Source organism: Pseudomonas sp. GM17, assembly GCF_000282175.2.
In the GTDB taxonomy this organism is placed as follows: Bacteria; Pseudomonadota; Gammaproteobacteria; order Pseudomonadales; family Pseudomonadaceae; genus Aquipseudomonas; species Aquipseudomonas chlororaphis.
This window is the reverse complement of sequence record NZ_CP124732.1, coordinates 6,045,307-6,055,895: the sequence shown is the minus strand read 5'-3', so window position 1 is coordinate 6,055,895 and position 10,589 is coordinate 6,045,307. Positions and strand designations below refer to the sequence as shown.

The following is a 10,589-nucleotide window of genomic DNA, read 5'->3' as shown; positions in this document are numbered from 1 at the left end:
CGCATCGTTTTTAGTGCTGCAGGATTTTCTCGAGGAAATGCTGAGCACGCTCGGAGCGGGCGTTGATGTCGCCGAAGAATTCCTCTTTCGGGCAGTCTTCGATGATTTTGCCGGCGTCCATGAAGATCACCCGGTCCGCAACCTTGCGGGCGAAGCCCATTTCGTGGGTCACGCACATCATGGTCATGCCTTCGTGAGCCAGTTGCACCATCACGTCCAGCACTTCGTTGACCATTTCCGGGTCGAGCGCGGAAGTCGGTTCGTCGAACAGCATGACGATCGGGTCCATCGCCAGCGCGCGGGCGATCGCCACACGCTGCTGCTGGCCGCCGGACAACTGGCCCGGGTGCTTATGGGCGTGGGCGGACAAGCCGACGCGTTCCAGCAGCTGCAGGCCTTTCTTGGTGGCTTCTTCCTTGCTGCGGCCCAGCACCTTGATCTGCGCGATGGTCAGGTTTTCGGTGATGGTCAGGTGCGGGAACAGCTCGAAGTGCTGGAACACCATGCCCACGCGCGAGCGCAGTTTCGGCAGGTTGGTCTTCGGGTCGGCGATGGAGGTGCCGTCGACCACGATGTCACCTTTCTGGAACGGCTCCAGGGCGTTGACGCATTTGATCAGGGTGGATTTGCCGGAGCCGGACGGTCCGCACACCACGATCACTTCGCCTTTCTTGACCTCGGTGCTGCAATCGGTCAGCACCTGGAAGTCCCCATACCACTTGTTGATGTTCTTGATAGAGATCATACGGCAAACCTTTTTTGCAGACGCTTGACCAGCAGCGAGGCGGCAAAGCTGATTGTGAAATACACCAGACCGGCAACGATCAGGAACTCATTGGAGCGGCCGATGATGTCGCCGCTGGAGCGCGAAGCATTGAGGAAGTCCACCAGGCCCACGGTGTACACCAGCGAGGTGTCCTGGAACAGGATGATGCTCTGCTGCAGCAGCAGCGGGGTCATCTTGCGGAACGCCTGGGGCAGGATGATCAGGCGCATCATCTGGCCATAGCTCATGCCCAGTGCCTGGGCGGCGCCCATCTGGCCCTTGGGGATCGACTGCACGCCGGCGCGGACGATTTCGCAGAAGTACGCCGCTTCGAACATCATGAAGGCCACGATGCACGAGCCGAACGCGCCGATCGGGGTGTCTTCGCCGGTGATCCAGCGCAGCACGAAGGGGACCGCCAGGTAGAACCAGGTGATCACCAGCAGCAGCGGGATGGAGCGGAAGTAGTTGACGTAGACGCCGGCGATGTTCGACAGCAGCTTGCTGTGGGACAAGCGCATCAGCGCCAGGATGGTGCCGAGGACGATCCCGCCGACGACGCCCAGGGCCATCAGCTTGAGGGTCATCAGCATGCCGTTCCACAGGCCGGGAATGGCCGGGACGACGCCAGTGAAATCGAATTCCATTATTTGCCCCCCACGGAGATCAGGCCGGGCACTGCGACTTTCTTCTCGACCATGCGCATCAGCAGCATCAGGCTCATGTTCAGGGTGAAGTAGATCAGCGTGGCCAGGGTGAAGGCTTCAAACAGGTTGGCCGAGAATTCGGCGGTCTGCTTGGTCTGCGCCAGCAACTCCATCAGGCCGATCAACGAGGCCACGGAGGAGTTCTTGAAGACGTTGAGGAATTCCGAGGTAAGCGGCGGAATGATGATCCGGTAGGCCTGGGGCAGCAGCACGTTCCAGTAGATCTGCGGCAGCTTGAAGCCCATGGCGCGGGCCGCGGATTCCTGGCCGCGTGGCAGCGCCTGGATACCGGTGCGCACCTGTTCGCAGACACGGGCGGCGGTGAACAGGCCCAGGCACACGACGACGCTCAGGTAGGCCGAAGTGGTCGGGTTGAGGTCCTGCTTGTACCAGTCCTGCAGGTTTTGCGGCAGCAGGTCTGGCACCAGGAAGTACCAGATGAACAGCTGAACCAGCAGCGGTACGTTACGGAAAATCTCCACGTAGACGGTGGCGATGCCCGACACCAGGCGGTTCGGCACGGTACGCATGACGCCCAGGATCGAGCCCAGCAGCAGTGCGACGATCCAGGCCACCACGGCGATGGCGATGGTCCAGCCCAGGCCCGCGATGTACCAGTCGAGATAGGTCTCGCTGCCCACGCCGGTGGACTTGAAGAACACGCCCCAGTCCCAGTTGTAATTCATTAGGGTCTCCCCTCTGATCGATCGATGTACAAGCACCCGCTTGGGGAAATCCGTTCCCGCCTGGATGACGCCCAGGCACACGCGATCGGCTCGACAACCACCGGTTCGAGTGTTTCCAAAAAAAGCCAGCAGGTAGTGACAGGCTCCTGAAAGGGCCGCGCCCTTTCAGGAGACAAGGTTAGTCAGGAATCAGGACTTTTTATCGTCAGCCGCTTTGTCGGTCGGGTTGGCGATCAGGGCCTTGAGCTCGTCGCTCATCGGGAACATCAGGTTCAGGCCTTTTGGCGGAATCGGCGACTGGAACCATTTGTCGTAGATCTTGTTGATCTCGCCCGACTTGTAGGTGGCGACGATGGCGTCGTCCACGGCCTTCTTGAATGGTGCGTCGCCCTTGCGGACCATGCAGCCGTAGATTTCGTAGGATTGCGCGGTACCGGTCACAGCCCAGTCGGTCGGTTTGCGGGCCTTGGCCATTTCACCGGCCAGCAGCGCGTCGTCCATCATGAAGGCGACGGCGCGGCCGCCTTCGAGCATGTTGAAGGACTCGCCATGGTCCTTGGCCGAGATCACGTTCATGCCCATCTGTTTGTCGGCGTTCATCGCCTTGAGGATGCGCTCGGACGTGGTGCCGGCGGTGGTCACGACGTTCTTGCCCTTCAGGTCGGCGAAGTCCTTGTAAGGCGAATCCTTCTTGGACAGCAGACGGGTGCCGATCTCGAAGATGCCGACGGAGAAGTCGACCTGCTGCTGACGCTCGACGTTGTTGGTGGTGGAACCGCACTCGACGTCCACGGTGCCGTTTTGCACCAGCGGGATACGGGTCTGCGAGGTAACCAGGTTGTATTTGACCTTGAGATCCGGCATGTCGAGGTCTTTCTTGATGGCTTCGACGATTTTCAGCTGGATGTCGTGGGAGTAGCCGACTGGAACGCCGGATGCATCCGCGATGTAGGAGAACGGAATGGAAGCGTCGCGATGTCCGAGGGTGATGGTGCCGGAGTCTTTGATTTTCTTCAGCGTGCCGGTGAGTTCGGCGGCGACCACTGGAGTGCTAATCAGAGCAGCAGCAATGGCTGCGCCCAACAGATGGGGAACGATGCGCATCAATATTTCCTCGACATTTGTTTTTTTTATGAAGCCAGTTCGACGGCTCTCTTATACAGCGAATGCCTTGACGGCTCCTGATGTGTGTTGGCCCATCAGGCATTCGTCGAAGAGTGTAGAGCATGAGTCGTGCCAGGCCAGCTGATCCGTATCAAGACCTTGATTTGAAAGGCTATTAAATATTTATGGCGGATATTGTCGGCGGTCTTTATCCGGTTATCCGAATTGACCCGAAAGTCGCGTTCGGAAAACCGAATGCCCAGCAGGGCCGGGCTCATCCCCGTAGGAGCGAGGCTTGCCCGCGATGGCATCACCGCGCTGATCCTGTTGCACCGCGTTGCGCGGATCGCGGGCAAGCCTCGCTCCTACAAAAGCTGCGGCCATGAAAAAGCCCCCGGGCCATGTGGCGCGGGGGCTTCTTTATAGGACGGGCGATCAAGCGGCCTCGATCTTCGCCCGGTTCTGCTCGACCTTCTGCAGGTAGTGCTGCAGTTTTTCCTGCTCTGCCGGGGTCGTGAACAGCCCCAGCTTGCTGCGGCGCCAGAGGATGTCCTGGGCATTGACCGCCCATTCTTCGCTGCACAGGTAATCGACTTCGCGGGTGTACAGGCCGCCACCCAGGTGCTCGCCCAGGTCGCTCAGGCTGCGTACGCCTTCCAGCAGGCGCCAGGTGCGGCTGCCGTAGCTGGTGGCCCAGCGGCGGGCGATTTCGCTGGGTACCCAGTCGAACTTCTGGCGAATCGCTTCGGCCAGTGCCTGCGGGGTGGTCATGTCTTCGCCGCCGGGCAGGGTCGAGTGGGCGGTCCAGCTCGGCTTGATGCCCTTGAAGAACGGTGTCAGCTGGGCCATGGCCGATTCGGCCAGCTTGCGGTAGGTGGTCAGCTTGCCGCCGAACACCGACAGCAGCGGCGCTTCGTCGGCATTGCCGGACAGCGCCAGGGTGTAGTCGCGGGTCACGGCCGACGGGTTGTCGGATTCGTCGTTGCACAGCGGGCGCACGCCGGAGTAGGTGTGCACGATGTCCTGGCGGCTCAGCTGCTTCTTGAAGTGGGCGTTGACCACTTTCAGGATGTAGTCGGTTTCGCCTTCGGTAATCGCCACCTTCGCCGGGTCACCGGTGTACTCGCGGTCGGTGGTGCCGATCAGGGTGAAGTGGTTCAGGTACGGAATGGTGAAGACGATGCGCTGGTCTTCGTTCTGCAGGATGTGCGCATGTTCGCCTTCGTACAGCTTCGGCACGATCAGGTGGCTGCCCTGGATCAGGCGGATGCCGTAAGGCGAATCCAGCTTCAGGTCGTCCTTGATGAACTTGGCGACCCATGGGCCGGCGGCGTTCACCAGGGCTTTGGCTTGAATCGAGAACAGGCTGCCGTCGGCGCGCTCCAGGTGCAGGTGCCACATGCCCTTGCTGCGGCGGGCGCTGATGCAGCGGGTCTGGGTGTGCACGTGGGCGCCTTTTTCGCGGGCGGCCATGGCGTTCAACACCACCAGGCGGGCGTCGTCGACCCAGCAGTCGGAGTATTCGAAGCCTTTGGTGATCTCGGTTTTCAACGGGCTGTCGGCGCCGAACTTGAGGCTCTTGGAACCGGCGAGTTTTTCCCGCTTGCCCAAGTGGTCATAAAGGAACAGGCCGGCGCGGATCATCCACGCCGGACGCAGGTGCGGGCGGTGCGGCAGGACGAAACGCATGGGCTTGACGATATGCGGGGCCTTGGCCAGCAGCACTTCGCGTTCGGCCAGGGCTTCGCGCACCAGACGGAATTCGTAATGTTCGAGGTAGCGCAGGCCGCCGTGGATCAGCTTGCTGCTGGCCGAGGAGGTATGGCTGGCCAGGTCGTCTTTTTCGCAAAGGAACACGGACAGGCCACGCCCGGCGGCATCGGCGGCGATGCCGACACCATTGATCCCACCACCGATCACGGCAATGTCATAAATCTCGGCGAGAGGGGGCGCGGGCAAGGTGGAAGTGGGCATCGACTGGCCTCGTGTTCTTCTGGTATTTGAAATCGAACATTAATGTTCATTTGCGAAAATACTAGCGCAGAAACACGCCGACAGCCAGCGAGATTCGATTGAAAAAACTCATCGAAAGGCAGGGAAAGGAAAATTTACGAACATTGTCGGACGCGAGGTGTCCGCGGCTTGCGGAAGGGGGATCTGTAGCCGCTGCCGAAGGCTGCGATCGCGCCCGAAGGGGGCGCAGGATCTCCAGTTCGCTGAAGGCCTTCGGCCTTATCGCAGCCTGCGGCAGCGGCTACAGGGGAGGGATCAGACGACTTCCAGGCGAATCTTGTGCTGTTGCAGCAACTGGGTCAGCGCCGGAACCGGCTGCTGGTCGGTGACCAGGCAATCGATCAGGCTGATGGGGCCGAGGCGGATCATGGCATTGCGCCCGAACTTGCTGGAGTCGGCGGCCAGGATCACCTGCCGGGCATTGGCGATGATCGCTTGGGACACCCGCACTTCCTGGTAGTCGAAGTCCAGCAGGCTGCCGTCTTCGTCGATACCGCTGATGCCGACCAGGGCGAAGTCGACCTTGAACTGGTTGATAAAGTCGACGCTGGCCTGGCCGACCACACCGCCATCGCGACGCACGTTGCCGCCGGTCAGCAGCACGTCGAAGTCGTCCTTGGCGCTGAGCATGGAAGCCACGTGCAGGTTGTTGGTGATGATCTTCAGGTGGCTGTGATTGAGCAGCGCCCGGGCAATGGATTCGGTGGTGGTACCGATATTGATGAACAGCGAGGCGTGATCGGGGATCTGCGCGGCGATGGCTTCGCCGATGCGTTGTTTCTCATCGCGCATCTGGTCGGCGCGCATGGCGTAGGCGGTGTTTTCGACACTGGAGTCGTAGGCTGCGCCGCCATGGTAGCGACGCAACAGGTTCACTTCCGCCAGTTGGTTGATATCGCGGCGGATGGTTTGCGGTGTAACGACGAACAGCTGGGCCATTTCCTCGATGCTGACATAGCCGCGTTCGCGGACCAGCTCGAGGATTTGCTGCTGACGGGGAGGCAGATTCATGGGGCTTCCTTTGGGCTGCCATGCAAAATTTGCCCATGATGCCGCAGGAATCTACTCCCGACCAGTTACAACCCGATACGAATCCGCGACTTGGCTTATTCAGCGCCTTCGTGCGGTTCCCAGTCGCGGGTGCGGCTGACGGCTTTTTTCCAGCCGGCGTAGAGCTTTTCCTTCTCGGTTTCGGCCAGCTGTGGTTCGAACTCGCGCTCGATCACCGCCTTGCCGCGCAGCTCTTCCAGGCTGCCCCAGAAACCGCAGGCCAGGCCAGCCAGGTAGGCCGCGCCCAGGGCCGTGGTTTCGCGCATTTGCGGGCGCTCGACCTGGGTGCCGAGGATGTCGGCCTGGAACTGCATGAGGAAGTTGTTGGCCACCGCGCCGCCGTCCACGCGCAGGGCCTTGAGGCGTTCACCGGAGTCCTGCTGCATGGCGTCGAGGACGTCGCGGGTCTGGTAGGCGATCGACTCCAGCGCGGCGCGGATGATGTGGTCCACGCGCACGCCACGGGTCAGGCCGAACAGCGCGCCACGGGCGTAGGGGTCCCAGTACGGAGCGCCCAGGCCGGTGAAGGCCGGGACCAGGTACACGCCGTTGCTGTCCTTGACCTTGCTGGCGAAATATTCGGTGTCGTGGGCGTCGTTGATGATCTTCAGTTCGTCCCGCAGCCACTGCACGGTGGAACCGCCGTTGAACACCGCGCCTTCGAGGGCGTAAGCCACTTCGCCGCGAGGGCCGCAGGCGATGGTGGTGAGCATGCCGTGCTTGGACTTGACCGCCTTGTCGCCGGTGTTCATCAGCAGGAAGCAGCCAGTGCCGTAGGTGTTCTTCGCCTGGCCCGGCTCGACGCACATCTGGCCGAACAGCGCGGCCTGCTGGTCGCCGGCGATACCGCCGATGGCGATGCCGCTTTTAGTGCGGCCGTAGATTTCCGAGGACGACTTCACTTGCGGCAGCATTTCCCGCGGGATATCCAGCACTTCCAGCATTTTCGCATCCCACTCCAGGGTGTGGATGTTGAAGAGCATGGTACGCGAGGCGTTGGTGTAGTCGGTGACGTGGGTCTTGCCGCCGGTGAATTTCCAGATCAGCCAGCTGTCGACGGTGCCGAACAGCAGTTCGCCGTTGCGCGCGCGTTCGCGGCTGCCTTCGACGTTGTCGAGGATCCACTTCAGTTTGGTGCCGGAGAAATACGGGTCGGTGACCAGGCCGGTGGTGTTGCGGATGTACTCTTCCAGGCCGTCACGCTTGAGCTGCTGGCAGATTTCGGTGCTGCGGCGGCACTGCCAGACGATGGCGTTGTAGATCGGCCGGCCGGTGGTCTTGTCCCAGACCACGGTGGTTTCACGCTGGTTGGTGATGCCGATGGCGGCGACCTGGTCATGGTGCAGGCCGGCTTGCGCCAGGGCCTCGACCATCACCGCGCTCTGGGTGGCGAAGATTTCCATCGGGTCGTGTTCGACCCAGCCGGCTTGCGGGTAATGCTGGACGAATTCGCGCTGGGCGGTGCACACAACGTTGGCGTCGCGATCGAAAATGATCGCGCGCGAGCTGGTCGTACCCTGATCGAGGGCAATGATGTAGTTCTTATTCTGAATGTCGGTCATGTCGATTGCCTTGGACAAAAATAAGGAAGTGGGCAAGAGGCGCAGGTCGGGGTTGGGCAGGACCTTGCGCCGCCGGTTTCAAGAAGTTCTTACTTTGCCGTCAATGGCTTTTTCGGCATCCGTTGGAGCAGGGGCGACGGTTGGCAGGTGGCGGGCAATCAGCCCGCGGTAAGCCACGGCGCCGAGGCAGGCACCGATAATCGGCGCGAAGATCGGAACCAGGAAGTACGGAATGTCGCGGCCGCCGGTAAAGGAAACCTCGCCCCAACCCATGAAGAATGTCATCAGTTTAGGGCCAAAATCCCGTGCCGGGTTCATCGCGAAACCAGTCAGCGGCCCCATCGCGCTGCCGATCACGGCGATCAGCAGGCCGATCAGCAGCGGCGCCATCGGGCCGCGCGGCAAGCCGTTGTTGTCGTCGGTCAGGGACATGATTACGCCCATCAGGATCGCGGTAATCACCACTTCGACCAGGAACGCCTGGGCGGTGGACAGCGCCGGGTTGGGATAGGTGGAGAATACCGACGCCAGTTCAAGGCTGGCCTGGGAGCCGCGGACCATCTGGTGGGCTTGTTCGTAATCGAAGAACAGGTTGCTGTACAGCGTGTAGACCAGTAGCGCCGCGCAGAAGGCGCCGGCGATCTGGGAGACGATGTAGAACGGCAGTTTGCGTTTCTCGAAGTCGGCAAAGATGCACAGCGCGATGCTGACCGCGGGGTTGAGGTGCGCGCCGGAAACGCCGGCGGTGAGGTAGATCGCCATGCTCACGCCGATCCCCCAGATGACGCTGATTTCCCACAGGCCGAAGCTGGCGCCCGCGACCTTGAGCGCGGCGACGCAGCCAGTACCGAAGAAGATCAACAAGGCTGTACCCAGGAACTCGGCCATGCACTGGCCGGAGAGCGACGGTTGTTGTAACGCAGTTGTCATGGAAAACCTCGGTTTTTGTTGTTGTCTGGCACTGGCGTGAAGGGCGCCGAGCGCGATTTTCACCGTCGGCAGGATCCCCATCCTGGACGCGGCTTACTGCTGGGTACGGCTGTTGGATCTACCACATGATATTCGCAAACGAAAAAATATAGACAAGAAACATTACTGTCAAAGGTCGAAAGTGAACCATTAGTCATTTTATAACTATCAGTCATGTGAATGATCCTGCGGGAAGCGCATGGGTTTTGCGCAAAAGGCGCGGCCAGCCTGGTGCCGGCGGCTGCCGGGACTGAGGTATGGGCCTTGGAATAGAGCCTTTTGCTGGCGGATATCCTAGAATCGCCGGTGTTCTTTTCCCTGCCTATGGAGTTGCTATGACCCCTGCACTGGATCTGCTGAAAAAAGTTCGCGCCGAACATCGGGTGCACAGTTATGAACACGACCCGAAGGCGGCCTCCTATGGTCTGGAGGCGGCGGAAAAGCTCGGCCTCGACCCGGCGCAGGTGTTCAAGACGCTGCTGGCCAGCAGTGAAAAGGGCGAATTGCTGGTGGCCGTGGTGCCGGTCGTCGGAAGTCTCGACCTCAAGGCCCTGGCGCACGCGGCGGGGGTGAAAAAAGCCGAGATGGCCGACCCGGCTGCGGCGCAGCGAGCGACCGGTTACCTGCTGGGCGGGATCAGCCCCCTGGGCCAGAAAAAGCGCCTGCGCACCTTTATCGATAACAGTGCGCAACCTTTTCCCAGCATCTTCGTCAGCGCCGGTCGGCGTGGGCTTGAGGTCGAACTCTCGGCCGCCGTGCTGGCCGAGCACACCCAGGCGGCATTCGCCGATATCGGGCGCGACTGACCGCCAGTGCGCCGATAAGTATCGGCGCTGTATGGCAAAAAATAACTTTCTCTGTGGCTGTCGGCGCCTGGACGGGCAGCCTCATGCTTGCGCGGCATGTTCAAGGAGAGATGTTTATGCAGCTTGAGTTTCATCAGGTCGACGCGTTCAGCGATCGTCCGTTCAGCGGCAACCCGGCGATGGTCTATCGACTGCCGGCCTGGCCGGCCGATGAGTTGATGCAGAACATCGCCGCCGAGCACAACCTGGCGGAGACCGCTTTTGTCGTGCGCGAGCCTCAAGGCTGGCGTATCCGCTGGTTTACCCCGACCACCGAAATCGCCTTGTGCGGCCATGCCACCCTCGCCAGCGCCCACGTGCTGTTCGAGATTTATGGCGAGCCGGGGCCGCGTATCGACTTCATCTGCCAGTCTGGCTCCTTGAGCGTCAGTCGCGAAGATGCGCAGCTTTGGCTGGATTTCCCGGTTCGCGCGCCGCGCGCGATCGATGGCCGCGAGCAACTGGAGTGCGCTTTGGGCACGAGGGTCGTGGAGTTACTGGGGGCCAACGAGTTGTTCGCGGTGCTGGAGTCCGAGCAAGCGGTGCTCGACTGTCAGCCGGACATGGCGGCGCTGGCCAAGCTGCCCTGGCCTGGCGCGATCGTGACCGCGCAGGGCAGCCAGCATGATTTTGTCTCGCGCTATTTCGCGCCGGCCATTGGCATCAACGAAGACCCGGTTACCGGCTCGACCCACTGCGCCCTGATTCCGTACTGGGCCGAACGCCTGGGCAAGACGAGCCTGACGGCTTATCAATGCTCGAAGCGCGGAGGGGCGTTGTTCTGTCGGCTGGAAGGGGAGCGGGTGAAGATTGGCGGGCAGGCGACGCTGGTGGTCAGTGGCAAGCTGTTCCTGGATTGAAAGCGCAGGCGCCGGTTGAGCGGCGCC

At 61.4% G+C, this 10,589-nt stretch carries 10 protein-coding genes; 2 read left to right on the top strand and 8 right to left on the bottom strand.

Going from position 1 to position 10,589, the window contains the following annotated elements; translation table 11 throughout:
- Positions 1-10 precede the first annotated feature (10 nt).
- The 8 genes from PMI20_RS27040 to PMI20_RS27005 form a co-directional block, all read right to left on the bottom strand.
- Positions 11-745, bottom strand: coding sequence for an amino acid ABC transporter ATP-binding protein (locus PMI20_RS27040; RefSeq protein WP_007927141.1), 735 nt, complete (start codon positions 743-745; stop codon positions 11-13).
- Positions 742-1,413 (bottom strand): amino acid ABC transporter permease, encoded by a 672-nt coding sequence (locus tag PMI20_RS27035; RefSeq protein WP_007927139.1) that lies wholly within the window; start codon positions 1,411-1,413, stop codon positions 742-744. Before PMI20_RS27035 ends, PMI20_RS27040 begins: the two co-directional genes overlap by 4 nt.
- Positions 1,413-2,159 (bottom strand): amino acid ABC transporter permease, encoded by a 747-nt coding sequence (locus PMI20_RS27030; protein WP_007927137.1) that lies wholly within the window; start codon positions 2,157-2,159, stop codon positions 1,413-1,415. The genes PMI20_RS27035 and PMI20_RS27030 overlap by 1 nt, the downstream gene beginning before the upstream one ends.
- 189 nt (positions 2,160-2,348) lie before the next feature.
- Positions 2,349-3,263, bottom strand: coding sequence for a glutamate/aspartate ABC transporter substrate-binding protein (locus PMI20_RS27025; RefSeq protein WP_007927135.1), 915 nt, complete (start codon positions 3,261-3,263; stop codon positions 2,349-2,351).
- 435 nt (positions 3,264-3,698) lie between these two features.
- Positions 3,699-5,237, bottom strand: a complete 1,539-nt coding sequence (gene glpD, locus PMI20_RS27020; protein ID WP_284170358.1) for a glycerol-3-phosphate dehydrogenase — start codon at positions 5,235-5,237, stop codon at positions 3,699-3,701.
- A 294-nt stretch (positions 5,238-5,531) separates the two neighbouring features.
- Positions 5,532-6,287, bottom strand: a complete 756-nt coding sequence (locus PMI20_RS27015; protein ID WP_007922413.1) for a DeoR/GlpR family transcriptional regulator — start codon at positions 6,285-6,287, stop codon at positions 5,532-5,534.
- 95 nt (positions 6,288-6,382) lie between these two features.
- Positions 6,383-7,888: a glycerol kinase GlpK gene (gene glpK / locus PMI20_RS27010; protein ID WP_007922414.1), complete on the bottom strand. Its 1,506-nt coding sequence runs from the start codon at positions 7,886-7,888 to the stop codon at positions 6,383-6,385.
- Positions 7,889-7,966: 78 nt separating this feature from the next.
- Positions 7,967-8,818 carry an MIP/aquaporin family protein gene (locus PMI20_RS27005; RefSeq protein ID WP_007922415.1) on the bottom strand — a complete coding sequence of 284 codons (852 nt, stop codon included), beginning with the start codon at positions 8,816-8,818 and terminating at the stop codon, positions 7,967-7,969.
- A gap of 374 nt (positions 8,819-9,192) precedes the next feature.
- On the opposite strand from PMI20_RS27005, the gene ybaK reads away from it, so the two are divergent.
- Positions 9,193-9,663, top strand: coding sequence for a Cys-tRNA(Pro) deacylase (ybaK, locus tag PMI20_RS27000; protein WP_007922416.1), 471 nt, complete (start codon positions 9,193-9,195; stop codon positions 9,661-9,663).
- Between the two features lie 116 nt (positions 9,664-9,779).
- The gene (locus PMI20_RS26995; RefSeq protein WP_007922417.1) at positions 9,780-10,562 is read left to right on the top strand and encodes a PhzF family phenazine biosynthesis protein; all 783 of its coding nucleotides are present in this window, start codon (positions 9,780-9,782) and stop codon (positions 10,560-10,562) included.
- Positions 10,563-10,589: the final 27 nt, after the last annotated feature.

Coding starts and splice junctions, on each gene's coding strand:
- PMI20_RS26995 (WP_007922417.1), top strand. CDS start 9,780: ATGCAGCTTGAGTTTCATCAGGTCGACGCGTTCAGCGATCGTCCGTTC.
- PMI20_RS27035 (WP_007927139.1), bottom strand. CDS start 1,413: ATGGAATTCGATTTCACTGGCGTCGTCCCGGCCATTCCCGGCCTGTGG.
- PMI20_RS27015 (WP_007922413.1), bottom strand. CDS start 6,287: ATGAATCTGCCTCCCCGTCAGCAGCAAATCCTCGAGCTGGTCCGCGAA.
- PMI20_RS27030 (WP_007927137.1), bottom strand. CDS start 2,159: ATGAATTACAACTGGGACTGGGGCGTGTTCTTCAAGTCCACCGGCGTG.
- PMI20_RS27005 (WP_007922415.1), bottom strand. CDS start 8,818: ATGACAACTGCGTTACAACAACCGTCGCTCTCCGGCCAGTGCATGGCC.
- PMI20_RS27040 (WP_007927141.1), bottom strand. CDS start 745: ATGATCTCTATCAAGAACATCAACAAGTGGTATGGGGACTTCCAGGTG.
- ybaK (WP_007922416.1), top strand. CDS start 9,193: ATGACCCCTGCACTGGATCTGCTGAAAAAAGTTCGCGCCGAACATCGG.
- PMI20_RS27025 (WP_007927135.1), bottom strand. CDS start 3,263: ATGCGCATCGTTCCCCATCTGTTGGGCGCAGCCATTGCTGCTGCTCTG.
- glpD (WP_284170358.1), bottom strand. CDS start 5,237: ATGCCCACTTCCACCTTGCCCGCGCCCCCTCTCGCCGAGATTTATGAC.
- glpK (WP_007922414.1), bottom strand. CDS start 7,888: ATGACCGACATTCAGAATAAGAACTACATCATTGCCCTCGATCAGGGT.